Origin of the sequence: Mesorhizobium sp. M1365, from assembly GCF_040317865.1 — a bacterium.
Lineage (GTDB): Bacteria > Pseudomonadota > Alphaproteobacteria > Rhizobiales > Rhizobiaceae > Mesorhizobium.
The window spans coordinates 118,073-141,229 of the sequence record NZ_JAMYLG010000007.1; the positions used below are offsets into that span (position 1 = coordinate 118,073).

Genomic DNA, 23,157 nt, shown 5'->3' on the forward strand with positions numbered 1-23,157 from the left:
AAGTCACAGCTTTTTTAACTAGTAAGGGCGGTTTTCGGGCCGCCCCTTTTATTTAAGCGCTTCTGCATTTGACTTTCACACAATTCGGCGTCTCATGATGGGGTCGGCCCGGGAGGCTGGCAGCTATGGAGGGACTGGAAATATGGATATGAACACGCTTCTTCCGATCATTATTCAGGTGATTACGGGTATCATCGGTGGTCAGGCGGTTGGCGCGGCTATCAAGACTGCGGCGATGGGGCAGCTTACCAAAATCCTGGGCGGCGCTGTCGGCGGCGTCGGCGGTGCGGCCATCCTCAACAGTCTGCTGGGTGGCTCGGTCGATCCGGCAGCCGCCGCCACGGCGGCAGGGGCCGGCAGCGCGTTGAACATTTCAAATATCGTTGGCGGTGCCGGCGGCGGCGCCATCCTGACCGGCATCATCGGTGCGGTCATGAACGCGATGAAGAAATAAGCTTTGACGTTTCAGGTTTTCAAATGGGCGGCTTCGGCCGCCCATTTCGTTTGCCGTTTGTGGGAGCGGTGGACGCCGTTCGCGTGTGTCTCTACATCAGGGCCTGGTTCAAGGTTGGAGCTCTCCTGACGCGTTCGAGGGGACGCGCAGCGCTCCGACAGCGTGAAAGGACGAATATGGGTCAGCTCAACGCCGGCATCGTGCCGGTCACGCCGTTCCAGCAGAACTGCACCATCCTCTTCGACATGGACGACAGGCAAGGCGTTGTCGTCGATCCGGGCGGCGACATCGACAAGGTGCTGGCGGCGCTCGAGGACAATGCGATCACTGCCGGCGCGATCTGGATTACGCACGGCCATATCGACCATGCCGGCGGGGCCATGGAGTTGAAGGAGGCGCTCGGTATCGAGATCATCGGTCCGCATGCCGCCGACCGGCCGCTGCTCGCCAATCTCGAGAACCAGGCAAAGCGCTACGGCATCACCGATCCCGTGCGCAACTGTGTCCCCGACCGGTTCCTTGCCGAAGGCGAGACCGTTTCGTTCGGCTCGCACGTGTTCGAGGTGCTCCATTGTCCGGGCCATGCACCCGGCCACGTCGTCTACTATAGCCGGGCTGCGAAGTTCGCCCATGTCGGCGACGTGCTGTTCCGCGGTTCGGTCGGCCGCACCGATCTGCCGGGCGGCAACCACGCCGCGCTGATCGCCTCGATCAAGGAGAAGCTTTTGCCGTTGGGCGACGACATCGGCTTTATCTGCGGCCATGGTCCCGGCGGCCGTTTTGGTGAGGAGCGGCGGAGCAATCCTTTTCTGGTCTGAAACCGCTTGCCGGAAACAAAAAGCGCGGCCTGTGCGACCGCGCTTTTTTCCGACGGGAAACTGCCTCCGCTAATTGGCGGTGCAGAAATGCTGTTCGCCGTCATAGCCGGTGAACGTGCCGGTACGGGCGTTGAAGCTCCGGTAGCGGTCCGAGCAGTATTCGTACCAGCCGCGGGTCCACGGCTCCGCATAGCTTTCGGCATAGGCCACTCGCGGCTGCACGTAATAACGGCGCACCGGGGCAGGCCTGTAGTATTCATCATCATAGGCCGGGTCGTAATAGCGGGGCTGCGGGCTGGCGAGCGCACCGCCGATCAGGGCACCGGCCGCAAGGCCGAGCACGCCGGCCGCAACGGCGTCGCCGTGGCCGTGGTGGCGGCGGTGATGGCGCCATTCGTCGGCATTGGCCGCGGGCAAGGTCGCAAGCGTGGTCGCAACGACCGCGGCGGACAGGATGGCAGTCTTGAAAATTCGGTTCATGTCAGTCTCCTTCGTGCCGGCCCGGGTCGTTTCGGGGGATGCGGTCCGGCTTTAACGAAGATTAATATGCGACCGTGGCTGAACGGGGGCTGAACGAAATTTGGCCAGGCGGTTCATCTAACTGGGCGGTTCAAGCGTGCGGCAAATACCGCAGGCCAGACCGGCCCACGTCCATTCTGCCCGGGGGTGGTTCAGCCGATCGACAGGTTGACGGCTTTCGGACCCTTGCCGCGCTTGTCCGGCTCGGTGTCGAATGTCACTTTCTGCCCATCCTCGAGACCGGGAAGACCCGACGCCTGCACGGCCGAAATATGGACGAAGACATCCTTTGCCCCGTCGTCCGGCGTGATGAAGCCGAAGCCCTTGGCGTGATTGAAGAATTTGACGGTGCCGGTCTGCGGCATGGGAAGCTCCTTTGATCCCACAAGTCCAGTCTCGGGCCGGCAAATGCCCGGACGGAAATTTGTCCTTTATTTTAGTGCCATCGGCAAGAGAAAGTTTTGCGGGTGCCGGCAAGCATCCCGGAACACAAAAGGCGCGACGAAAACCGCCGCGCCTTTACAGAATTCAAGTTCACTCAAAAGCCTTGCAGCATCCTCACACCCCGAAAGGACGCGCGGAACGCCGCCGTTCAGGCGGCGCGGAGATTGACCGCTTTCGGACCCTTGCCCATACGGTCGGGCTCGACATCGAAGGTGACCTTCTGACCGTCGACGAGCGTGCGCAGCCCGGAAGCCTCGATCGCCGAGATGTGGACGAACACATCCTTGGCGCCGCCATCGGGCGTGATGAAGCCGAAGCCTTTGGTAGCGTTGAAGAATTTAACGGTGCCGGTCTGGGCCATTGGGGAAACTCCTTCACCCGTGTCAGTCTTGGTGGTTCCGCCCGCCGCCTGGCGCCGTGGGCAAGTCCCGGTGGTTGCTTCGGCAGTCATGCATTGGCGCATGGTAAAACCCCCCGCCGAAAACGGGGCTGTCAGAGATTCACAGTATCGGGGAAAGGTCGTCCAAAACGTTCCGCTCTCCGGGTCGCAAATGCCCGAACACAAAATTTATCGCACGGAAACGTGATGCTTGCAAGACACAGCCGCGGGCGGCCCCAACAGGCGCATCCCGACGCATCGCACCGATAGTCCGGGTTCGCTGCGCGGTCATCGGCCAGACTTCACCCAGGCATGGTCCAGCAAGCGGGGCAGGTGCTGTCTTGGCTTGCGCCGGCATACCGCTCTGGCTCGCCAGTTGCAAACAGGGGTTGCATCTGGCAGCGGAATGACGAGGATCGGCCTGACCCAGGCACCATTTGTGCGGGCCGGAGTTTCGAGGGAGAGAACATTCATGCGGTTTCTTGCGGCAATCTTTCCGCGGCAGGTTTTTTCCATCCTGTTCCTGTCGGCAATTCTCGCAGCCTGCACCGTCGTGGTGGATGATGAGGGGCCGGGGCCGCGCCCGCCACGGCCGGGGCCGCAATTCTGCACTAGGCAATATGACCCGGTCTGTGCCCGGCGCGGCGGCGACCGCCAGACCTTCGCCAATGCCTGCCTTGCCGAACGGGCCGGATACCGCATCATTCGCGAGGGCGAGTGCCGCGGCGGTGGTGGTGGCGGTGAGGAGCAGACATTCTGCACCCGCGAATACCGCCCAGTCTGTGCCCGTCGCCATGGCGAACTGCGCACATTCCCCAACGAATGCGAAGCCCGCGCGGCGGATTATCGCGTCGTCGATGACGGGCCCTGCTAGCGCACCGACCTACAGCCTGGCCGGATAAGCACCATCTGGGGGCCGGCGTAGAGCTCAGCGCCGTTCCCGTTGGAGATGCGGATCTGCGGCATTATCAGCATGTGAAGCAGCGTTGTGGCGCGTCGGCTCAGTTGGCCGGGTTGTCGACCGGTTCGAGATTGTCTTCCGTGGTGACCCGCTCATAGGTCTCCTGATCGCTGCGGATGCGATATTGCGGCGAGCCGTCCTTGACCGGCAGCCGGCTCTTGATCTGGAACAGCTCCGCGGTCTTTTGGGCAAGGCCGGTGCGGCTCTTCATGCGGACGGTCTGGCCGACGGTGAAGATATGCGCCGGCGTGTCCGTGCGCCGCGCATTCTGCTGGAAGCGGATCATGTGACATTCTCCTGGTCGTGCCGAAGCGCTGCGTCGAGCTCGGCATGGTCAATGGCGACAAGCTGGCTGGTCGCGCTTTTCACTGTCCTTGCCGGCAGATGGATGAAAGTGGCGACGCGGCGCCAGGCAGGCCAGGACATGCCGTCGATCAGTTCTTCGTCGTGGTCGATGTCATAGTCGCCGGCCGGCTGCATGCCATCCAGCCCGCCAAGCACGAAAGGTGCCGCGAAATGCGCTATGGAATGGGTGGTGCGAGCAGACATTCTTGTGCGCCTCGAAGTTCTCGCTTGTGCCTTGAAGTTCTCGTGCCTTGAAGTTTCTTTCCGGCCTGCCCCGGAAGCGGAGCCTGCATTGCGGTACCAGGTGTCGGCGATTTGGATAAGTTTGGCGGGCCGAGAATCCCTGACACCGCGGGGCCAAGCATGACCCAAACGGTTTCATACCTCTAGTCTGAAAATACGACTTATTCAAGAAGTTTTCGGCCTCTTACCCCTACCAACGTCAAATTACTTTTCTATAGTTATCCGCAGAACGATGATACGGTCCCGGTGCACCTCAAAAATTGTTTGAAGAACTTCCGAAAAAATTCCTCCGGCATTTGTATTTATCTAGCAATGGAAGGAAGAGAGTCATGAACTCCGCAAGAACACCGGATGTCCCGACAGTTGCAGTCAGTCCTGTCGCAAAGCCGATAAAGGTCTTGTCGCCGCGTCTCACGATAAGAAGCGACGAGGCGGCAAGGCGAAGGATTGCCGACACCGACGGCACGGCGCGGCGGGCGCGCCAGCTTGCCGAAAGCAACCGCCTGATTTGACGCGCAAGCCATGACGCTCAATTTTCCCAATCCCAGCCGCTCCTATGACCCGGCGGCCAAGCGCATTCGTTTCGTCGGCCATGACGGCATGCTCGAAGTCCCGTTCTTTGTCGAGGTCGCGGCACTTTCGGCGGCAAACCCGGCAGCAAGCGGAGCCGAGGCCGAATTTCTCAGCGCCTTCGACGCCAAGCGTTCGTCGATCCACGAGATTGCGCGCCAAGCCTACTCGCACGGCCGCAGGAACATGTATGTGCTGACGCCGGCCGACTTTCGGTAGGCTCCCCCGGGTTCGAAGTTTTGCTTCGTAGCGACCGCCGTCTGCTCTTGCACGCGCCGCAGCGATGGCCTAGATCGCGGCAGGCGGACAACACGGCAGGTTTCCCATCAACAGAGATCCGAGACAACCGGCAGGCGCACGTTACGGCTCAGGCGGACAGCCGCCGCTGGGGCTCGACCAGCACGTGCAGCAGGCGCTGCAGCTGCACCAGGCCGGGCGCCGGCAGGAAGCCGAGGCGCTTTACCGACAGGTGCTGGCGCAAAAGGCCAACCACCCGGCTGCTGCGCATTTCCTCGGGCTTCTGCTGCACCAGACCGGGCGCAGCGCCGAGGGGCTGGCGCTGATCGAACAATCGGTGCGTCTGCAACCGAACAATCCGGATTTCCTCAACAATCTCGGCACCGTGCTGCGCGACCTCGGCCGGGTCGCGGCCGCCGCCGATCTCTTCCGCAAGGTGGTGGCGATTCGGCCGGACCAGCTGGCGGCGCGTGACAATCTCGGCTCGTCGCTGAAGCAGCTCGGCCAATTCGAAGGCGCCGAGGATATTTATCGCGGCACGATCGGCCGCAACCCGTTCCATGTCCGCGCCCGCGTCGGGCTTGCCGAAACGCTGCAGGAAGCGGGCCGGCTGGATGAGGCACTGGCTGTTTTTCGCGAGGCGCTGACGATCCGGCCGAAGGATGCCGATCTTTTGCACGGCCTGGGTGTCGGGCTGATGGAAAAGGGCAATCTCGACGAGGCTGCGGATCTTTTCAGGCAGGCGCTGGCTGTGGACCCCGGCATGGCGAGGGCCTGGCTGATGCTTACCCAGGTCAAGCGCCAAAAGGAGCGCGACGCCGAGCTTGCCCGCATGGAGGCGGAGCACGCCAAGGCGCCGCAAGGCAGCCTGGCGCGCATGCAGCTTTCCTTCGGTCTCGGCAAGGCCAATGACGACCTCAGGGAGTATGGCCGCGCCTTCGACTATTTCGCCGAAGGCAACGCGATCCGCCGCCAGGGCATCGACTACGACGCCGGCAAGACGCGCGGCGAGTTCGAGGCGATGAAGGCGGTGTTCGACAAGGCCTTTTTTGAAAGGCACAAGCCGAGCGAGATAGCCGAGGACACGCCGATCTTCGTCGTCGGCATGCCGCGTTCCGGCACCACGCTGGTCGAGCAGATCATCGCCAGCCATCCGCAGGTCTATGGCGCCGGCGAGCTCAGCATATTGAAGACGGCGGTCGGCAAGCAGTTTCCGCTCAGCATGAAGGGCGGCTTTCCCTGGGGCATCGCCGACATGCCCGACAAGGCCTATGCCGAGGCCGGCCAGGCCTATCTCGACATGCTGCACGCCCGCTATCCGGGTTCTCGACACGTCACCGACAAGATGCCCGGCAATTTCCTGTTGGTCGGTTTCATCCACATGATGCTGCCGCGGGCCAAGATCATCCATTGCGCGCGCGATGCGGCGGCGACCTGCCTGTCGATCTACAAGGTGCACTTCCGCGGCGACAGCCATCGCTACGGCTACGATCTCGACGAGCTCGCCGATTTCCACAATCTGTACACCGACATCATGGCGCACTGGCATGCCGTGCTGCCTGATGTCGTGCACGACGTTCGCTACGAGGATTTCGTCGCCGACCAGGAAGGCCGGTCGCGGGCGCTGATCGCCCATCTCGGCCTGCCGTGGGACGACGCCGTGCTGTCGTTCCACGAGACCGACCGGCCGGTGCGAACGGCGTCGGCTGCGCAAGTGCGCCAGCCGATGTATCAGGGCTCGGTCGACCTGTGGAAGCGCTATGGCGACCGGCTGAAGCCGCTGCACGACAAACTTGATCGAGGGGCGCCTACAGCTCGATGAAGGGCTGAAAACCGCCAAAGATCATGCGCTTGCCGTCGAATGGCATGGTCTCCCAGTCCGACTTGAGGCGCGGGTCGGCCATCACCTTGGCCATCACCGCGTCGCGGCTCTGGCGCGATTCGTAGACCACCCATGAGAAGATGACGACCTCGTCGTCCTTGGCCTGTACGGCGCGCGGGAACGAGGTGAGCTCGCCATAAGGGACGTCGTCGCCGACGCATTCGACGTAGGCAAGAGCACCGTGCTCCTTCCAGACGGCGCCGCCGGTTTCCGCCAGCTTCTTGTAAGCATCGAGCTTTGCCTTCGGTACGGCAAGTACGAAACCGTCGACATAGGACATCTGATTTCCTCCATGCGATCGTTTTCCTCTCCCTCTGGAGCGGGAGAGGTGATTTCAGACACAGCCTGTGTGGAATGCTAAGCTGCTTTCACCGGTGCGTTCATTGCCCATTCGACGCCGAACGGATCACGCATATTGCCCCAGCGATCACCCCAGAACATCACTTGCAACGGCACGACTTCCTCGCAGCCCGCCTCGATGGCCCGCTGCCACCAGGCGTCGATGTCGTCGCTGCCGAGATGGAGCTGCATGGTGTAGCCCTGCGGCTTCACAGCGGCCATTCCATGCTCGGGATAGAAGTCGGAAAGCATCAGGGTCGAACCGTTGATGTGGAGATGGATATGCATGGTACGGCCCTGTTCGTCCGGCGGATAGGCAAAGACCTGCTCGGCACCGAAGGCCTTTTGGTAAAATTCTGCGGCTTTGAAAGCGCCGTCAAGCTGAAGGTAGGGCGTCAATCCGCCACGCACTTTGGCGGCGGGCTGGGTCTGCGGCTGGTCATTCATGTCATGCTCCTCTTTGCGTCTGGTTTGCCTTTGCGAACCACAGGACGAACGGAACGGCGACGATCCTACACGGCCGATGGTTTTTTGGATTTGAAATGGCGCCTGCCGCGACGGCCAACTGCCACCTTCAACCTTCGATGCGAATCCGCGGGCTGTTTTGCGCGTCGACGACGATTTCCGGCCAGCCAATATCTTTGCGCAGCTCGATCGGCAATGACAGGATGGCGCGTTCGCTGCGATAACGGGCGCGAGCCGCCGAGTAACGCGTTACGGCGTGACCTATGGATGACAGAATGGACATGATGCTTTCTCCTCGATTGGCGCCGGCATCACCGTGTCGGCAACCCAAGGACGTGGCATGCGATCATCATCCGACAGAGCGCCGGATTTTTTCCGCAATTTTTTAACCGCCGGCTTCGGCTACCTCCCGGAAGAAAGCTTCCGGGTCGTCGACCTCGGTCAGCCGCCGTTTCTCGATCAGCCAGAAGCGGTTGCCAACCGCGCGGATGAAGGAGCGGTCGTGCGAGGCAAGCAGGCAGCTCGCCTGATGTTCCAGCAATTCCGCTTCCAGCGCCTCCTGGCCATCAATATCGAGGTGGTTGGTCGGCTCGTCGAGCAAATAGAAGTTGGGATTGGCGAGCCTCAGCGCCAGCATCATCAGCCGCGCCTTTTGCCCACCGGACAGCACGCCGATCCTTCGCTCCTGCATGTCGATGCTGACGCCGGCGCCCGCGAGCAGCGAGCGGGCGCGCTGCTCGCCGACGTCGAATTTGCGCGAGAGCATCGCCAGCGGCGTGTCATCGCCGTCGATGCCGGACAGCGCCTGGTCGCTATGACCGAGCACGGTCGACGGTGTCACCTTCAGGCTTTGCGCCGCCGTTTCCGGCTCGACGATGGCGTTCCGGATCAGGCCGATCAGCCGTGATTTGCCGACGCCGTTACGGCCGAGCAGGACGATGCGGTCGCCTTGGCAGATGTGGCGCTTGCCGGTGCTGAACAGAACCGTGCCGTCAGGTGTTCCGACCACCAACTCGTCGAGCGTGATCAGCACCTTGGCATGGCTGCCGCGGTTGGCAAGCTTGATCGCGCCCGCCGACTTTTCGCGGTGTGCCGGCGCTGCCGCTTCTTCCAGGCGCTCTGCCCGCTGGTTGAGCTGCTTGGTCTTGACCGTCAAAAGGTCGCTGCCGGAATTGATGCCGATATTGTTGAGCTTGGCCGCTTGCCGGCGCAGCTGCTGCGCCACTTTCATGTCGCGCTGGAACTTGCGTTCGGTCGAGGCGTCGACCTCGTCCAGCGCAAGCCTCGCCCGCGAATAGGGCAGCGAAAACACCGGTGATTGTTCGGGACGCAGGAACAGCGTGCGGTTGGTCGTGGCATCGAGGAACGCCCTGTCATGGCTGGCGATCACCACCGGCACCTCGCGCGGCAGCGCGTTCAGCCAGGTCTCGAGCTGGCTGATCTTGCCGAGGTCGAGATGGTTGGTCGGCTCGTCGAGAAGCAGGACGTCGGGATCGGTGACCCAGACGCGGGCGATCAACGCCAGCCTTTGCCAGCCGCCGCTCAGCGCCTGCATTGGCCGCCCGCGCATCGGTTCTGGCACGTCAAGCGAGTCAAGAACCACATCGACGCGCCATTGTTCGCTTTCGACCTGTCCGGCCGGCAAGGCATCAGCGACCACCTGCTGGAAGCTGCGCCCGGCCAGCGCTGCCGGGACGACTTGCTCGACATAGCCGACGCGCAGGCCGCGCGTACGGGTGATGTCGCCTGATGTCGGCTCCATCTCGCCGGTCAGGCACTTCAGCAAAGTGGATTTGCCGCGCCCATTGGCGGCGACGATGCCGAGCCGGTCGCCGGTGCCGATGGTGAGGTCGAGGTTGGAAAACAGCGGCGCATTCAGGGTGACGCCGAGGGATTTGAGGCTGATCAGGGCCATTTTGATTTCTCTGGTCTTGCCGGAGCCCGGCTCAATGCACTTTGACGGTGCACGTGCCAGCCATTAGGCTCGGCATTGCGCACCACGAAGGGCAGACCAAAAAATCGAAGCGGGGAAAAACCCGGACCGTCCCTGGTCAGCCCTGCAAGCTAGCTCGCAGGGCAAAGACAGGGCCGCGCTGACGGTGGTGAGAAAATAACACGCAGCCCTCCTTTCAAGACGTTCGAGTTGTAGAAACTGGCTACACCAAGGCTAGGGCCGATGGCAAGTGGCTAGGCTCCCCCTTCTCCACTTGTGGGAGAAGGTGGCCGCGAAGCGGTCGGATGAGGGGTGCTCCAGCTTGGCACCGACGGCGATCCGTCCAGCACCCCTCAACCGTCTCGGCGCTGCGCGCCGATCCACCTTCTCCCCCAAGGGGAGAAGGGAAGCTCGCTAGCGTCCCGGGCGCCCCGTCTTGCCGGGGCGGCGCTTTTCACGGCGGGCGTCGGCCGGGTCTTCGTAGGAGCCGATACCACTGCGCTGGCGGACAATGGGTTTGGCGGAATCGTTGCGTTCCTTTGCGCCCCCCTCTGCCCTGCCGCGCATCTCCCCCACACCGGGGGAGATCGGCTGTGGTTTCGCTGGCACCTTTCCTTCGACCGGCTTTTCCGTCCGCCGCACGGTCATCTCGTCGAGCGAGTTCTTCTTGAATAGCGGCTTGGTCGGTTCGCCCGGGATGCCGAAGTCGGAGCCGTGCGCCTCTTCGGCCGACTGCTTCTTGAACAGCGAACGCGACACTGCGCCGGCCGGGGTCGGCATATCCGTGCCCGGCCCCATGGCGTCGAGCGAGGGCTTCGAAAACAGCGGCTTCTTCACCGGCACGGCGCCGTCGGCGCCCATCTCGTCGAGTGCCGGCTTGCGGAAGAGGTTGGGCCGGGCCGCCTCTTCGGCCGAACGTGCCTCGTCGAGCTTGCGGAAACGCTCCTGTTCCTCCGATGTACGGTGTTTGGCCACGCCCTTGTTGTGCTTGCCCTTTTCGCGGCCCGAGACCGGGCTTTCCATGTCGGCATATTTGGCCAGCGGATCGTCGGAGATGGACAGCTCCATCTCGCGCAGCCGCTTGATCTCGTCGCGGATACGGGCTGCCTTCTCGAAATCGAGATTGGCGGCGGCATCGCGCATCTGCTTGTCCAGGGCGTCGAGATGCGCTTTCAGATTGTTGCCCATCATCGCGCCGGCGCTGTCGGTGAACTGCGAGATATCGGCGCGGACATGATCTTTTTCGTAGACCGAGTCCAGGATGTCCGAAATGCGCGACTTGACCGATTCCGGGGTGATGCCGTTGGCCGCGTTCCACTCCATCTGCTTTTCGCGACGGCGGTTGGTCTCGGCCATTGCCCGCTCCATCGAGCCGGTGATCTGGTCGGCATAGAGGATGACCTTGCCGTCGACGTTTCTGGCGGCGCGGCCGATCGTCTGGATCAGCGATGTCTCGGAGCGCAGGAAACCTTCCTTGTCGGCATCGAGAATGGCGACGAAACCGCATTCGGGAATGTCGAGGCCTTCGCGCAACAGGTTGATGCCGACGAGCACGTCGAAGGCGCCGAGGCGCAGGTCGCGCAGGATCTCGATGCGCTCCAGCGTGTCGATGTCGGAGTGCATATAGCGCACGCGTATGCCTTGCTCATGCAGATATTCGGTCAAATCCTCGGCCATGCGCTTGGTCAGCACGGTCACCAGCGTGCGGTAGCCGGCCTTCGTGGTTTCGCGGATTTCGCCGACGACGTCGTCGACCTGCGTCTTGGCCGGGCGTACTTCGACCGGCGGGTCGATGAGGCCGGTCGGGCGGATGACCTGCTCGGCGAAGACGCCGCCGGACTGCTCCATCTCCCAGGCGCCGGGCGTCGCCGAAACCGCGACGGAGAGCGGGCGCATGGCGTCCCATTCCTCGAAGCGCAGCGGCCGGTTGTCCATGCAGGACGGCAGGCGGAAACCATACTCGGCCAGCGTCGCCTTGCGACGAAAGTCGCCGCGATACATGCCGCCGATCTGCGGTATGGTGACGTGACTTTCGTCGACGAAGACCAGCGCATTGTCGGGTATGTATTCGAACAAGGTTGGAGGCGGATCGCCCGGCTGGCGGCCGGTCAGATAGCGCGAATAGTTCTCGATGCCGGCGCAGGACCCGGTCGCCTCCAGCATCTCCAGGTCGAAGCGGGTGCGCTGCTCAAGCCGCTGCGCCTCAAGCAGGCGGCCAGCCTTTTCAAGCTCTTGCAGGCGATACTTCAGTTCTTCCTTGATCGACTTGATGGCTTGATTCAAGGTCGGCCGCGGCGTCACATAGTGCGAATTGGCGTAGATCTTGACGCTCTTCAGCTCGCCGGTCTTCTGGCCGGTCAGCGGATCGAACTCGGTGATCGCCTCGATCTCGTCGCCGAACAGCGAGATGCGCCAGGCGCGATCCTCAAGGTGGGCCGGGAAGATCTCGATCGTGTCGCCGCGCACCCGGAACGAACCGCGGACGAAATTGATATCCTGGCGCTTGTATTGCTGGGCGACGAGGTCGGCGAGCAGCGCGCGCTGGTCGAGCCGGTCGCCGATCTGCATCTGGAAGGTCATCGCCGTGTAGGTCTCGACCGAGCCGATACCGTAGATGCAGGACACCGAGGCGACGATGATGACGTCGTCGCGCTCAAGCAGCGAACGCGTCGCCGAATGGCGCATGCGGTCGATCTGCTCGTTGATCGAGGATTCCTTCTCGATGTAGGTGTCGGTCCGTGGCACATAGGCCTCCGGCTGGTAATAGTCGTAGTAACTGACGAAATACTCGACGGCGTTTTCCGGGAAGAATTTCTTGAACTCGGAGTAGAGCTGCGCGGCCAACGTCTTGTTGGGCGCCAGGATCAGAGCGGGGCGCTGCGTCTCCTCGATCACCTTGGCCATGGTGAAGGTCTTGCCCGAGCCGGTGACGCCGAGCAGCACCTGGGTGCGGTCGTTGCGGTCGACGCCTTCGACGAGATCCTTGATCGCCGTCGGCTGGTCGCCGGCCGGCTCGAAATCCGAGACCATCCTGATGGCGATGCCACCTTCGGATTTCTCAGGCCGGGCAGGGCGGTGCGGCGTCCACAGCACGCCGTCCTTGTGCAGCGGATTGCCGGATTCGATCAGCGCCGACAGCGCCGCGACGGTCGCGGTGACGCCGCCCGAGGCCATGGTCTCGGCCTCTTCCAGGGAGACATCGAGGCCAGCGACAGGGTTGAGACCGGCCGCAGTGCGCTCCCGCGCCGAAGCCGCGCCGCCCATCGAGGTGCCGCGTGCCGTACGGCCGGGAGAAGAGGAGCGCTCCGGGATTTTCTTGGCAGACTTGGCGCCTTCCCTCCCCCTCGAGGGGAGGGTGGCGGCGGAGCCGCCGGGTGGGGTCGGTGCGGCAGTGCTCGGCGACCCTTGACGCCGAGCGCTTCCTTTGCCGACCCCCTCTGTCGCCTTCGGCGACATCTCCCCCTCGAGGGGGGAGATTTGACGCCCTTCCTTCTCGGCTTCCTGCTCGATCTGTTCGGCCCAGTCGGCGATCGAGCCGGTCAGCGGCGCGCCGGTGAACTCGGCCTGCGGCGCCTCGGCAAAGCCGCCCTTGTACAGGGGCTCCGACGCATCGAGGAAATCGGTCAGCGGACTGCGCCGCTTGGGCGGCGAAGCGCGCTCGTCATTCGCCGGCGGCGGCGTTTTCTTGTCGGAGAGTCTGGCCATGGCCCCGAATATGGGAGGTATCGGCCAAAATGGAAAGAGCGGAGTGGTGAAGGGTGCCGCGCGCAATTTGGCTGCTGACAGCAGGCTGTCAGGAGCAACGTCGAAGTGCGCCGCTCAATTAAACCAAAGCGCGAACGTCAGAAACCCGGCGCCGCCGAACTGGCGCTGGATCTGGTTGAACTCCTCGCTGGTGAGAGTCTTGCCGCGCTCAAGATAGGGCGCGATGGCCGGGCCGGTGATCGACAGCACCAGGTCGAAGGTTTTTGGCTCATCAAAGAAGCGCTTCATGTTGATGCCTTTGTCGGCGATGCGGAAATGCGGCAGCAAGGTGCGGCCTTCCAGAAGATCCTCGGCCATATCAAGGGCGGCGAGCCAGGCCTGTACCTGCTGCTCACCAACTTCGAGACCGGTCAGCGGGCTGGTGCCTTTCTGCTGCGGCCCGGGCAGCCATTCGCGGTCATTGTCGGTTTCGGCGCGGATGGCTTTCCAGTCCTCGCGCGACAGCCGGATCATTTCCATGAGATGGCGGCGTGCCGCTTGCCGGCGCTCAGGCTCGACCACTTGCCAGTTAATGAGATGCACCAGGGAGATAAAGTCGGCTAGTCGCCATTCGGACGTCAGGATGCCGCCATTCGTGCCACCGTCTAGCGGCACGAGCGTATCCTGCAGCGGCAGTTTTGCGCGCGGGAACAGCATGTGGAAGGAGCCGTCGAACGTGTTTCTGAAATCATGCGCCAGCCAGAAGTCGGCCTGCGCCATCAGGAACTCGGCATAGCCCTGCAGCCAATAACCGTCGGCGCGGTCGAAGCGGAAGGTGAGGGCGGGTGCGGCCGCGTCTGGCGCACCACCGCCGCGTGACAGAGACGCCATGATCGCGGCGGCGCTCTCGTCCGGCGCGATCGTGCCGTCCTCGTTGAGGTCGATGCCGAGGCGGGTGAGGTCGATGACCATGCCGATGTCGGCGTCGGGGGGTACCGAACCGAGCGTGGCTGCGGATTTCTCCAGCCGGTCGCGGAAGGCGACGAGAATGGCGCGGAATTGTTCGTAGGTCAGCGGCTCGGGATTGGCATTGTCCGGCACCGGCAGCCGCATCAGCGGCAGCATGAAGGATTGCGGGCTGTCGAAACCGTGGCGGTGCAGGCCGCCGGCCAGGATCTCCAGCGCGGTGAAGAATTCGCCGGCGCCGGCGGCGTAGGCGGCTGCCGGATCGCCTGGCACGGCGGCTTCCAGAGCGGCAAGAGCGCTGTCGCGTTCGGCTACGATTTTTGCCTCGAACAGGGCCGCCGCTTCGGGAGCCGCGGCGCTGGGTGAAGCCAGCGGCAGGAGAAGAATGATGGCGCACGCCACCAGCCTGGAAAAACGCGTCATCGTGATCGCCCCTTTGTCGCTCCGCAGTGGATCATACACGCATTTGGTTCGCTGCGCCTGTGGCCTGCGGTTCACCCACAACAGTCGACGCTTCAATCAATCCGGCGGACGGTCTACACAAGGCAAACGATTGGGCGTCGCGTGTCGAACTATCCGCTTTCCTACAAACTGTCGTGGCTGCCGCGTTTTCTCCGGCCTTCGCTCAATGGCGACGCGCGCGGCTTTGCTCCGGCGGCCGCAGCCCTGCTCGAACCACTGCCGGCGCGGACGGTGCGGCTGGCTTTCGTCGGCGATATCTCGGCGGTGGCCAATCGCCGCGCGCCAGACTGCGATCCGGCGATCGCGGCACTGCTTGCCTCGGCCGATCTGGTGGTCGGCAATTGCGAAAGCCCGGTGGTGGAGCGGCCGAGCGCTGTTTGGGGCACCAGGCTCGGCACGCACCACGCGATGAGCGAGCGGTTCCTTGCCGAGGCGCTGTCCGCCGCCGGCATTTCGCGTGAAAAACTGGTGCTGTCGCTGGCCAACAACCATGTGCTCGACCAGGGTATTGCCGGCTTCGACGAGACCGTCGCCGCGCTGGAGCAATTAGGCATCCGCACGATCGGCAGTGCGGCTCCGGTCGAGCGGTTTGCGGTTGGTTCGCTGACCATAGGCCTTGCCGCCTTTACCTTGTGGCGCAATACCGACGAGGCTCAGTTGGCGGGCCGAGTCTCGATGCAAGCCGATCCGACGCAATGGCCGCACGCTGCCGCTTCGGGTGTCGACCTCCTCTGCGCGGTGCCGCATTGGGATTGGGAATTCCGGCATTTTCCACGTGCGAAGACGCGGGCAATGGCGCGACTTCTGGCCGAACATGGCGTCGGCCTGATCGCCGGGCATCATGCCCATGTCGTGCAGCCGATCGAGCGGATCGGCAAGACGCTCGTCGCCTATGGGCTCGGCGATTTCATCGGCACCGCCTTCGCGCGCCAGCCATGGCCCGGCCGCATCGGCGCCATTCTCGTCGTCGACATCAGCGACGATCCCGGCACGCGCGGGGCCATCGCCGCCTACCGGCTGCATGCCTTCATGCGGCTGCGCGCCGGCGATCACGAGCGGCTGATGCCGGTTGAAACGCTGGCGGGAAAATCCAGGCAAATGGTTCTGGCCCGCCTCGATGCGATCTTCGGTGCCGGGCGCTGACAGCTGCGCTGACGCGGTCCACCAAACCGGCTATCATGCCCAACGCGGGCGGGCTTGTGGGGCGGGTGGGTGATGGAAACTGCGGATTTCATGCCGAGCGAAGCGGTGATCGCCGGCCTCAGGAAGGACATCGAGGCCTACGAGGCGCAAAGGGCTTCGGCCTATCGCCGGACGCACTGGCGGGTGCCACTTTTCATCGGATCGGTGGTTGTCTTCGTGGCGCTGGTGGCCTGGCTCTTCAACGGGGTTGCCGACCCCAACGAGCAGTGGTTCTCGACCCCGCATGTGTTCCTCTATATCGGCGGGTTCCTGGCGGCGATCCTGCTCTATCTCCACGCGATCAGGCCGGCGCGCAAATTGCAGCAGACGTTCCGCAACAGTTTGCTGCCGATCGTCTTCGGCTTCATCCAGGACGTGCGCTATCAGCATGGCGTAACGCCGAACTCCTTCGATCGGCTGCCGCGCGAGACGATTGGCGTGTTCAACCGTTCGTATTTCGAGGACGTCGTCTCCGGTCGGTATGAAGGCTTTGCGTTCGAGCTCTATGAGGTGACGCTGCTGGAGAGGAACGGCAAGACCACATCTCAGGCGTTCAAGGGCGTCATTATCGCGTTCGACACCATTGCGCCGTTCCCGGGAATCTTGGTGGCGGCGCGCCGTGCCAATATGGTGGTAGGTTTCTTCCGAGGCATGTTCGGCAGCAAGACGGAACAACTGTCATGCGGCGTACCCGAACTCGACGCCGCCTACGAGTTCCACACCGACAACATCGAAGCGGCGCGGCCGCTGGTGACCGGCCGGCTGGCGCAGGCGCTCGAATGGCTTGGCGAAACATGGCCGAAGGAACCGGCACGCGTCGCGCTCAACGGCAGCGACGGCTTTCTGCTGCTTCCGCAGACGAAGAACTTCTTCGAACTGCCGGACATCTCTGTGCCGCTCGACTATGCCAAGCATGTTGCGCCGATGATCGCCGACATGGCCACGATCCTGGCGACCGCGGCACTGGTCCGCAAGATCGGCGTGAAGGATGTAGAAGCCGGTTGAACTAGAATTCAGCCGTCAGCAATCGAAGCCATAGTTCTGGCGATAATAGTCGGCGTCTTCCTTCGACATTTTTTTGAAGAGAACGCAGACAGTGAAACTTCCCACCCGGCGGCCGTTCTTCATGTAGCCCCAGTCGGAAATATCGTCCCGGCTGAATTCGATCTCCTGGCCTGCCACGACGTTGTGCACGGTCTGCGGCTCGTTGTCCAAGGTTCCTGCAAATCCGGCCGCCGTCCGGTGGAAGGGAAAGACCCAGAAATGTTCAGTGGCGTCCCCGTCCCTGACCACGACTTTCAATTGGAAGTCGGCCGTTCCGGATGGCGGTGCGTCGGCCAATACCAGGAAGTCGTCGAGACTGGCACGCGCCTGCTCGATAGCGGCCGCCATCTCCGGATCGTCGCCAGCTACGCTGACGACCTTGTCGTCGCCTTGACCAGGAGTCTGCGCGTCGGCTGATGCCGGAGCAAACGCAAGCAACAGGGCAAGCGCGATACGGGCTGCAAGCTTCATGATGCGACTGCTTTCGACATTTTCGCCAGACAAACCGGATCATCGTTCGCCGAACGTCTGATTGGCAACTGGTTTTTGTCTCCATCAGGCGCTATTCCTGGGCCAGTGGGGTGGGGTTATGGTCGAAGAACGCAAGGGGTTTCGCCTGTCGCGGCGGCTGCTGCTGGGTACAACCGTGGTCGGCGGCGCGATGCTCTGGGGCGGCACGACCGTGGCGCGGCTGGCGCGCGGTCCGTCGGGGCAGAAGAATTCCGGGCGCATCGCCGACATTGACGGCATCGACCTGGCGCAGAAGCCGCTGGAGGGCCCGCCAGCCTACGATCCGGCGCTGCCATGGCTGACCAAAGGCGGCAACATCAACGATGCCAGCGGCCTGTCGATGACACCGGTCTACGGCGTTATCGAAGTCAGCAAGGAAGACCACATCGCGAGCGCGCTGGCCTTTGCCCGCGCCAATAGCCTGAAGGTCTCGGTCGCGGCGGTGCGCCATTCGATGGGCGGCCACGCCTTCGACGACAACGCGCTGGTCCTCGACATGCGTAAATTCAACAAGGTCAGTATCGACCCGGCTGCAAAGACGATGACCTTGCAGCCGGGCGCGCGCTGGCACGACATCCAGAACCTTTTGCACCCGCGCTTCGCGGTGAAGGCGATGCAGTCGACCGACATCTTTTCGGTCGGCGGATCGCTGTCGGTCAACGCGCATGGCATGGACCACCAGGCCGGCTCGGTCGCCGGTTCGATCCGATCGATGCGGGTGATGCTGGCGGACGGTTCGGTGACGACCTGCTCACCGGCCGAAAATACCGAGCTGTTCCGCCACGTCATCGGCGGCTACGGCCTGTTCGGCGTGGTGCTGGAGGCGACACTCGACATCGTCGACAACGCCGTCTACCGGACCTCGCGCGAGATCATCAAATCGGACGATTTCCCGACGTTCTTCGCCGAGGTTCTGGAGCCAAACAGGGCGATCGGTCTGTTTTATGGGCATCTGTCGACTGCGCCGGGCAATTTCCTCGAGGATATGATCGTCTACCGCTATGATAAGGTCGCCGACCAGCCGCCGGCCGACCAGCCGGCAATCGGTGAACCGGGTTCGGTCGGGCTCAAGCGGGTGATCATCAACCTGGCGAAATGGGGCAGCCTGTTCCAGGAGCTGAAATGGTTCACCGAAAAGACGCTGGAGCCGCAATTCGAGAGCTGCACGGTGGCGCGGACGACGGCAATGGGCGAGGGCGAGGCCTGCCTGGTCACGCGCAACCATCCGATGCACGATTCAGTGCCCTATCTGTTCAACGATCTGCTCGATGAGACCGACATCCTGCACGAGTATTTCATCCCGCGGGCGGCCTATAACCCGTTCATCGCGGAAGCGCGCGAGATCCTGCGCAACCAGACCCTGCCGGTGCTCAACGCGTCGGTACGCATCGTCCACAAGGAGGATGTAGCGCTGAATTATGCGCCGGAGCCGGCCTGTTCGCTGGTGCTCTACATCAATCAGCCGACAAACGCTGACGGCAATGCCAGGATGCGGGCGCTGACAAGGGCGCTGATCGACGTGACGATCAAGCATGGCGGGCGTTTTTTCCTGCCCTACCAGCTCCACTACACAGGCAAGGAGCTGCTTGCCTCCTATCCGGAACTGCCGTCCTTCCTGGCGAAGAAGCTGCAATACGATCCGGGCGAGCTGTTTTCGTCGATTTTTTATCGCGCCGTCAAGGCACTGATCGGCGCGGCCTGAAGCGGCGGCTACAGACCGTCAGGCAGCTTCGCCGCCAGCCAGTTCGCCGAACGCCTGGCGATGCCGATCGTTGCCGATGCGGCGCGGCCGAGATCGGTCTTGACCACGGCGTAGCCGGCCTTCGTGCGGTAGAGCACGGCGCGGCCGCCATCGACCGCCGCTTCATAGGCGACCGGCCGGACGGCTTCCGTTTCCGTCGCCGTGGCCTGCGTTCCGACCGCAGCACTGGGCCGATGGCTCAGTTCCGGTGGCAGCGGGTCTGTCGCGGCCGTACTGGCCGTCGTCAATTCAGGCTCGGAAGCGGTCGCAGCGAGCTGCGATGACGAAGACGAGTTCTGTGTCCGGCAGATGCCGGAGACCAGCGGATAGTCGAAATTGCGCTTGTGCAGCATCTGGCTTTTCATCGCCGCTTCGCATTCGGCGATGGTCGACCATTTGGCGGGCGTCTCGCCGATATATTCGCAAAGCCTGGCGTCGCAATCGCAGCCGACGATGGTCATGGCGACAAGGGCGGTCTTGATCACGGTCGTGTCCCTCCGAGTTGCCTGGCACATGTGCGCAAGACAACGTGTCTACGGCATCATCAATCGTTGCGGAACAAGGCGGGATTTGGCCGCGATTGTGGAATGAGCGTGACGGAGCATCACGCAACGTCCTGCCGAGGCCGGCTGTGACCGAAAGGCCTCAGTAATCGTAGACATGCTCGAGCCTGGCGCCCGCCGTCATCAGCGCCGGCAGCACGATGTGCAGCTTGCGCACGGCGACGGTCAGGCCGGTGCGGCGCGTCGAAGGTTGCGCCGGAAGCGGGTAGCTGAACAAGGTGCGTGCGCCTTCGGGAACATTGATCTCGTCATTGGAAAGCATGGTGACCATGATCTCGTCATTGCCGCCGATCTCGACGAAGGAGACGCCCTTGGCGATCAGGCGCGGGATCATGTCGGTGAACACCTGATAGCGTCTGGTGACGAAGATCGCGCTGTCGGCGCCGAGATCGCGCTCCAGCAAGGTGTCGGGTTCGTTGCGCGTCACCTCGCCGACCGGACCCTTGGCCCAGACATGAATATCGAGCAAGGCGGGATCGGTGGTGGCGGCGAGCGCCGACTTGATCAGATCGGCATAGCCCTGCTTGACCGTGTCGGCGAGGCCGAAGGCGAGCTTGCGTTCGCTGGTGCGGACGGCGCTGTCGTCCGCTGCCGGCTGGACGGCAAACAGGCCGGCACGCTTTTCGGCATAGGGAAACTGGTACCACGGCACCTGATCGAGAAAACCGGCGTAGTCGGCCGCCACCTTGGCCTGGTAGATGTCGACGGCGGTGCGCTTGCCGGCTGTCGCTTCGGTGACGCGGCCGATCGTATTTTCATAGGCCCACTGGATGGCGTGCTCGATCGTGTGGCTGGTGCCGATGATCACCAGCATCTGGTGGTTGTCGAGGTTGAACTTGTAGGTAGAACTGGCGCGGATGACCATCGCATAGTCCTGCCAGAAGCGGCCGATATAGGAGAGATAGGGAAAACCGCTCGGCTGGTTCTTGTCGACGAAGCCGGCATATTCGCGGGCGGCGTAGACGATGGCCCATTCCGGATAGGTAAGAAAGGTCGATTCCTCCGGCCGCTGGTAGCCGGGGATCTCGGCACGGATCTTGTCGGCCAGCGCCTTTGGCGGGGCACCCTCGGCGACGCCCGGCAATGGCGTTGTGTCCAGCGACGGCGTCGTGAGAAAGCCGTAGGCCAGCCCGGCGATCGGGATCAACACGACAATGACGACGAGCCAGAGGATCGCCTTGATGATGCGCTTCAGCCAGCGGAACAGGAACATGGCCGGTCAGGCCGTGGCGAAATGGTCGTACACACGTTTCGACAGCCAGAACCCGACGTAGACGGCGAAGCCGCCGATGACGATGTGCGGCAGGTTGGCGAAGAAGCGGGCCGGGAATTCGATGTCGTTCAGGGAGCGGAAGCCGTTGATGAAGATGCCGCCATCGAGGCAGCCGGAACCGGTGACCAGGCCGAGCACGCCGTCGAACAGATAGACCGAGCCGAACAGCTTGAAATAGAACACCGCCTGGCGGTGCGAGATGAAGGCGGCGGCCAGCGCCCAGACGCCGGAGAAGGCGTGCAGCAAATCGTCGTACCATTGCAGCGAGAACAGGCCGAACAGATTGCCGCCGGCGTCGTTGAAAGCCGGCACATAGCCGATGGCAACAACGCCGAAGAACAGGAAAGCATAGGCAACAGCAAGCTTCTGGATGAGCGTCATGAAATGTCCCCCTGCCGTCAGCCCCTTTAAACGGCCCCCGACGACAAATGGATAGTAGCTGATTTTGGCGCAGCGTGAAGCGTCGCCGGCAAAATCGTCAGGCGGGGCCACAAAGACAGTCGGCGCCGGGATTTCTCCCAGCGCCTCCCTGTCAGATCAGGACACGGTCGCGGCAGCAACTCCCGAAAGATGTCGCGCCATGCCGGCCTTGATTTTGACGGTCCTGCCAGTCGCCACCCGAGGGCAGCGTCCGTTCCGGACCACGCCGGTCTCCACTCTTGCGAGCTTTGCCCAGCGCGCCATCGAAGGTTTTTGCCGTCCTTCATGGCAGCATCGGTCCGCCGTCGGCGTTCGCACGCTTTCCGCGGCCCCGTAGGTCTCGGCGTCCATCCCTCCAACAAGCAAGCCTGTTCTCGTTCAGGGCCGTACGGGCCTCAGGAAATCCGCCGTTCCGCTTTGCCTTTCGGCGTGGCGATCGGTAGCCGCCTGAGATGGGTTTTAACGTACGTCGGATAAGCGTTTGGCGGAACTGCCGCATGCCTGTGGATAGCGGGATTATCGGGGACTGACCCTGCCAAAATAGCGACTTTCCGATCTCTGCCGCCGCCGGTCGGGATTTGCCGCCTCGATGCCGAAGCCGCATTGTCGGGTAATCGACCCTTGCCCCGCAGGCCGGCGCGGGCTTCAATGCCGGCAAATGATTGGAAGGCGTGTTCGATGGCCTTGGGGAGGCAGGCTTGAAGGTCGCGGTGGTTCTCAATCCGATCGCCGGCGGCGGCAGGCTCAAGCGGCATTGGCCCGAGGTTGCGGCTTCGCTGAAAAGACATTTCGGTGATTTCGAGCTGCGTGAAACGCAGGCCGAGGGGGATGCCGAACGGCTGGCGCTCGACCTTGCCGCCATCGGCTTCGAGCTGGTGATCGCGGCCGGCGGCGACGGCACCGCCAGCGAAGTCGCCGACGGGCTGCTGAAGGCTTTCCGGGAAAGCGGCCGGACGGCCGAACTCGGGCTGCTGCCTTGCGGCACCGGCATCGACTTTGCCCGCGGGCTCGGCCTGTCGAACAATGTCGATCTGACGCTGAAGCGGATTGCCGAGGCCAAGCCGCGCAAGGTCGATGCCGGCTGCATCAGCTATGTCGACGACCATGGCGCACTGGCCAGCCGCCATTTCATCAACATCGCCAGCCTCGGGCTTTCCGGCGCTACCGACCGTGCCGTCAACGCCGACAGGCGCAAGGGCAAGGTTTCGGCCAAGGCACTGTTCTACTGGCGCACGGTCTGGGAATTCCTCCGCTACCGCTTCCAGGAGGTTGCGATCACCATCGACGACGGTGCCCCGGTTGAGGCGCGCATGGCATTGGTGGCGGTGGCCAACGGCAAATTCTTCGGCGGCGGCATGATGATCGCGCCCGACGCCGAGCTTAACGACGGCGAGTTCGACATCGTCATCCTGCGCGCCGCCGGCAAGCTGAAGCTGATCTGGGACATCCGCCTGCTCTATGGCGGGCGGCACCGCAACCATCCTGCGATCACCATCCTGCGCGGCAAGAAAGTGGTTGTCGAGCCGCTCGGCGATCTGCAAAAGAACGCCGCGCTGATCGACATAGACGGCGAATCGCCGGGTCGCATACCAGCGACTTTCGAGATCCTGCCCGGCGCATTGACGCTGAGATATTGAATCAAGCTGTTAAGTCTTTGATTCAGTTGACTGCGGCTCTGGTTCCGGCGATCTCTCCAATCGACTGAAATCGATTGATAATCCGG

At 63.0% G+C, this 23,157-nt stretch carries 25 protein-coding genes; 10 read left to right on the forward strand and 15 right to left on the reverse strand.

Translation table 11 applies throughout. The features are described 5' to 3' along the window. The first annotated feature begins 142 nt into the window (after nt 1-142). Both NKH04_RS11280 and NKH04_RS11285 read left to right on the forward strand, forming a co-directional pair. Complete coding sequence (locus tag NKH04_RS11280) at nt 143-454, forward strand: hypothetical protein (protein WP_352450492.1); 312 nt, start codon at nt 143-145, stop codon at nt 452-454. Between the two features lie 176 nt (nt 455-630). Beyond that, nucleotides 631-1,272: an MBL fold metallo-hydrolase gene (locus NKH04_RS11285; protein ID WP_352450491.1), complete on the forward strand. Its 642-nt coding sequence runs from the start codon at nt 631-633 to the stop codon at nt 1,270-1,272. A gap of 69 nt (nt 1,273-1,341) precedes the next feature. On the opposite strand, the gene NKH04_RS11290 is transcribed toward NKH04_RS11285, so the two are convergent. The 3 genes from NKH04_RS11290 to NKH04_RS11300 form a co-directional block, all read right to left on the reverse strand. Continuing rightward, nucleotides 1,342-1,752, reverse strand: coding sequence for a BA14K family protein (locus tag NKH04_RS11290; protein WP_023678410.1), 411 nt, complete (start codon nt 1,750-1,752; stop codon nt 1,342-1,344). Between the two features lie 191 nt (nt 1,753-1,943). Then, complete coding sequence (locus tag NKH04_RS11295; RefSeq protein ID WP_006202521.1) at nt 1,944-2,156, reverse strand: cold-shock protein; 213 nt, start codon at nt 2,154-2,156, stop codon at nt 1,944-1,946. 227 nt (nt 2,157-2,383) lie between these two features. Further along, nucleotides 2,384-2,596 (reverse strand): cold-shock protein, encoded by a 213-nt coding sequence (locus tag NKH04_RS11300; protein ID WP_006202520.1) that lies wholly within the window; start codon nt 2,594-2,596, stop codon nt 2,384-2,386. Between the two features lie 490 nt (nt 2,597-3,086). Here NKH04_RS11300 and NKH04_RS11305 point away from each other — a divergent pair, with 490 nt between their 5' ends. Beyond that, the gene (locus tag NKH04_RS11305; protein WP_023678409.1) at nt 3,087-3,488 is read left to right on the forward strand and encodes a Kazal-type serine protease inhibitor family protein; all 402 of its coding nucleotides are present in this window, start codon (nt 3,087-3,089) and stop codon (nt 3,486-3,488) included. Between the two features lie 127 nt (nt 3,489-3,615). On the opposite strand, the gene NKH04_RS11310 is transcribed toward NKH04_RS11305, so the two are convergent. After that, nucleotides 3,616-3,861, reverse strand: coding sequence for a hypothetical protein (locus NKH04_RS11310; protein ID WP_023678408.1), 246 nt, complete (start codon nt 3,859-3,861; stop codon nt 3,616-3,618). Beyond that, a complete protein-coding gene (locus NKH04_RS11315) occupies nt 3,858-4,124 on the reverse strand; it encodes a hypothetical protein (RefSeq protein WP_352469759.1) in 267 nt (88 codons plus the stop codon). Before NKH04_RS11315 ends, NKH04_RS11310 begins: the two co-directional genes overlap by 4 nt. A 368-nt stretch (nt 4,125-4,492) precedes the next feature. On the opposite strand from NKH04_RS11315, the gene NKH04_RS11320 reads away from it, so the two are divergent. The 3 genes from NKH04_RS11320 to NKH04_RS11330 all read left to right on the forward strand — a co-directional run bounded on the left by NKH04_RS11320 (nt 4,493) and on the right by NKH04_RS11330 (nt 6,792). Continuing rightward, nucleotides 4,493-4,675: a hypothetical protein gene (locus tag NKH04_RS11320; protein WP_023678406.1), complete on the forward strand. Its 183-nt coding sequence runs from the start codon at nt 4,493-4,495 to the stop codon at nt 4,673-4,675. Between the two features lie 10 nt (nt 4,676-4,685). Next, entirely contained in the window at nt 4,686-4,952 is a 267-nt protein-coding gene (locus NKH04_RS11325; protein ID WP_352683477.1) for a DUF1488 family protein, read from the forward strand. Nucleotides 4,953-5,136: 184 nt separating this feature from the next. Beyond that, complete coding sequence (locus tag NKH04_RS11330) at nt 5,137-6,792, forward strand: tetratricopeptide repeat-containing sulfotransferase family protein (RefSeq protein ID WP_352921133.1); 1,656 nt, start codon at nt 5,137-5,139, stop codon at nt 6,790-6,792. Here NKH04_RS11330 and NKH04_RS11335 read toward each other — a convergent pair. The 6 genes from NKH04_RS11335 to NKH04_RS11360 form a co-directional block, all read right to left on the reverse strand. After that, nucleotides 6,779-7,132, reverse strand: a complete 354-nt coding sequence (locus tag NKH04_RS11335; protein WP_023678403.1) for a DUF1428 domain-containing protein — start codon at nt 7,130-7,132, stop codon at nt 6,779-6,781. The genes NKH04_RS11330 and NKH04_RS11335 overlap by 14 nt on opposite strands. Before the next feature lie 77 nt (nt 7,133-7,209). Next, nucleotides 7,210-7,638 (reverse strand): VOC family protein, encoded by a 429-nt coding sequence (locus NKH04_RS11340; protein WP_352921135.1) that lies wholly within the window; start codon nt 7,636-7,638, stop codon nt 7,210-7,212. A gap of 127 nt (nt 7,639-7,765) precedes the next feature. Then, a complete protein-coding gene (locus NKH04_RS11345) occupies nt 7,766-7,939 on the reverse strand; it encodes a hypothetical protein (protein ID WP_023719167.1) in 174 nt (57 codons plus the stop codon). A 102-nt stretch (nt 7,940-8,041) separates the two neighbouring features. Beyond that, the gene (locus NKH04_RS11350) at nt 8,042-9,571 is read right to left on the reverse strand and encodes an ABC-F family ATP-binding cassette domain-containing protein (RefSeq protein WP_352469763.1); all 1,530 of its coding nucleotides are present in this window, start codon (nt 9,569-9,571) and stop codon (nt 8,042-8,044) included. A gap of 432 nt (nt 9,572-10,003) precedes the next feature. Continuing rightward, nucleotides 10,004-13,294 (reverse strand): excinuclease ABC subunit UvrB, encoded by a 3,291-nt coding sequence (uvrB, locus tag NKH04_RS11355; protein ID WP_352921137.1) that lies wholly within the window; start codon nt 13,292-13,294, stop codon nt 10,004-10,006. Between the two features lie 114 nt (nt 13,295-13,408). After that, nucleotides 13,409-14,662 carry a hypothetical protein gene (locus tag NKH04_RS11360; RefSeq protein WP_352968995.1) on the reverse strand — a complete coding sequence of 418 codons (1,254 nt, stop codon included), beginning with the start codon at nt 14,660-14,662 and terminating at the stop codon, nt 13,409-13,411. Between the two features lie 141 nt (nt 14,663-14,803). On the opposite strand from NKH04_RS11360, the gene NKH04_RS11365 reads away from it, so the two are divergent. Together NKH04_RS11365 and NKH04_RS11370 are read left to right on the forward strand one after the other, a co-directional pair. Next, the gene (locus NKH04_RS11365) at nt 14,804-15,844 is read left to right on the forward strand and encodes a CapA family protein (RefSeq protein ID WP_353044348.1); all 1,041 of its coding nucleotides are present in this window, start codon (nt 14,804-14,806) and stop codon (nt 15,842-15,844) included. 72 nt (nt 15,845-15,916) lie between these two features. Continuing rightward, nucleotides 15,917-16,888, forward strand: a complete 972-nt coding sequence (locus NKH04_RS11370; RefSeq protein ID WP_352921143.1) for a DUF3137 domain-containing protein — start codon at nt 15,917-15,919, stop codon at nt 16,886-16,888. 15 nt (nt 16,889-16,903) lie between these two features. Here the strand turns inward: NKH04_RS11370 and NKH04_RS11375 are convergent, their stop codons facing one another. Next, the gene (locus NKH04_RS11375; RefSeq protein ID WP_352469768.1) at nt 16,904-17,398 is read right to left on the reverse strand and encodes a YegJ family protein; all 495 of its coding nucleotides are present in this window, start codon (nt 17,396-17,398) and stop codon (nt 16,904-16,906) included. 118 nt (nt 17,399-17,516) lie between these two features. Here NKH04_RS11375 and NKH04_RS11380 point away from each other — a divergent pair, with 118 nt between their 5' ends. After that, on the forward strand, nt 17,517-19,139 hold the full coding sequence (locus NKH04_RS11380) for an FAD-binding oxidoreductase (RefSeq protein ID WP_353044349.1): 1,623 nt from the start codon (nt 17,517-17,519) through the stop codon (nt 19,137-19,139). 8 nt (nt 19,140-19,147) lie between these two features. Here the strand turns inward: NKH04_RS11380 and NKH04_RS11385 are convergent, their stop codons facing one another. From NKH04_RS11385 to NKH04_RS11395, 3 genes are all read right to left on the reverse strand, one after another. Next, a complete protein-coding gene (locus tag NKH04_RS11385; protein ID WP_352921147.1) occupies nt 19,148-19,663 on the reverse strand; it encodes a hypothetical protein in 516 nt (171 codons plus the stop codon). A gap of 160 nt (nt 19,664-19,823) precedes the next feature. Beyond that, nucleotides 19,824-20,954 carry a hypothetical protein gene (locus tag NKH04_RS11390; protein WP_352921149.1) on the reverse strand — a complete coding sequence of 377 codons (1,131 nt, stop codon included), beginning with the start codon at nt 20,952-20,954 and terminating at the stop codon, nt 19,824-19,826. Between the two features lie 6 nt (nt 20,955-20,960). Next, nucleotides 20,961-21,395 carry a DUF4383 domain-containing protein gene (locus tag NKH04_RS11395; protein ID WP_023719157.1) on the reverse strand — a complete coding sequence of 145 codons (435 nt, stop codon included), beginning with the start codon at nt 21,393-21,395 and terminating at the stop codon, nt 20,961-20,963. A 737-nt stretch (nt 21,396-22,132) separates the two neighbouring features. Here NKH04_RS11395 and NKH04_RS11400 point away from each other — a divergent pair. Next, entirely contained in the window at nt 22,133-23,071 is a 939-nt protein-coding gene (locus NKH04_RS11400) for a diacylglycerol/lipid kinase family protein (RefSeq protein ID WP_352683501.1), read from the forward strand. The last annotated feature ends 86 nt before the right edge of the window (nt 23,072-23,157 follow it).

Bases quoted from the DNA above. Each gene is read 5' to 3' on its own strand.
- NKH04_RS11375 (WP_352469768.1), bottom strand. From the start codon at position 17,398: ATGAAGCTTGCAGCCCGTATCGCGCTTGCCCTGTTGCTTGCGTTTGCT.
- NKH04_RS11350 (WP_352469763.1), bottom strand. From the start codon at position 9,571: ATGGCCCTGATCAGCCTCAAATCCCTCGGCGTCACCCTGAATGCGCCG.
- NKH04_RS11340 (WP_352921135.1), bottom strand. From the start codon at position 7,638: ATGAATGACCAGCCGCAGACCCAGCCCGCCGCCAAAGTGCGTGGCGGA.
- NKH04_RS11305 (WP_023678409.1), top strand. From the start codon at position 3,087: ATGCGGTTTCTTGCGGCAATCTTTCCGCGGCAGGTTTTTTCCATCCTG.
- NKH04_RS11345 (WP_023719167.1), bottom strand. From the start codon at position 7,939: ATGTCCATTCTGTCATCCATAGGTCACGCCGTAACGCGTTACTCGGCG.
- NKH04_RS11320 (WP_023678406.1), top strand. From the start codon at position 4,493: ATGAACTCCGCAAGAACACCGGATGTCCCGACAGTTGCAGTCAGTCCT.
- NKH04_RS11280 (WP_352450492.1), top strand. From the start codon at position 143: ATGGATATGAACACGCTTCTTCCGATCATTATTCAGGTGATTACGGGT.
- NKH04_RS11290 (WP_023678410.1), bottom strand. From the start codon at position 1,752: ATGAACCGAATTTTCAAGACTGCCATCCTGTCCGCCGCGGTCGTTGCG.
- uvrB (WP_352921137.1), bottom strand. From the start codon at position 13,294: ATGGCCAGACTCTCCGACAAGAAAACGCCGCCGCCGGCGAATGACGAG.
- NKH04_RS11380 (WP_353044349.1), top strand. From the start codon at position 17,517: ATGGTCGAAGAACGCAAGGGGTTTCGCCTGTCGCGGCGGCTGCTGCTG.
- NKH04_RS11325 (WP_352683477.1), top strand. From the start codon at position 4,686: ATGACGCTCAATTTTCCCAATCCCAGCCGCTCCTATGACCCGGCGGCC.
- NKH04_RS11285 (WP_352450491.1), top strand. From the start codon at position 631: ATGGGTCAGCTCAACGCCGGCATCGTGCCGGTCACGCCGTTCCAGCAG.
- NKH04_RS11300 (WP_006202520.1), bottom strand. From the start codon at position 2,596: ATGGCCCAGACCGGCACCGTTAAATTCTTCAACGCTACCAAAGGCTTC.
- NKH04_RS11390 (WP_352921149.1), bottom strand. From the start codon at position 20,954: ATGTTCCTGTTCCGCTGGCTGAAGCGCATCATCAAGGCGATCCTCTGG.
- NKH04_RS11360 (WP_352968995.1), bottom strand. From the start codon at position 14,662: ATGACGCGTTTTTCCAGGCTGGTGGCGTGCGCCATCATTCTTCTCCTG.
- NKH04_RS11295 (WP_006202521.1), bottom strand. From the start codon at position 2,156: ATGCCGCAGACCGGCACCGTCAAATTCTTCAATCACGCCAAGGGCTTC.
- NKH04_RS11315 (WP_352469759.1), bottom strand. From the start codon at position 4,124: ATGTCTGCTCGCACCACCCATTCCATAGCGCATTTCGCGGCACCTTTC.
- NKH04_RS11335 (WP_023678403.1), bottom strand. From the start codon at position 7,132: ATGTCCTATGTCGACGGTTTCGTACTTGCCGTACCGAAGGCAAAGCTC.
- NKH04_RS11395 (WP_023719157.1), bottom strand. From the start codon at position 21,395: ATGACGCTCATCCAGAAGCTTGCTGTTGCCTATGCTTTCCTGTTCTTC.
- NKH04_RS11310 (WP_023678408.1), bottom strand. From the start codon at position 3,861: ATGATCCGCTTCCAGCAGAATGCGCGGCGCACGGACACGCCGGCGCAT.
- NKH04_RS11370 (WP_352921143.1), top strand. From the start codon at position 15,917: ATGGAAACTGCGGATTTCATGCCGAGCGAAGCGGTGATCGCCGGCCTC.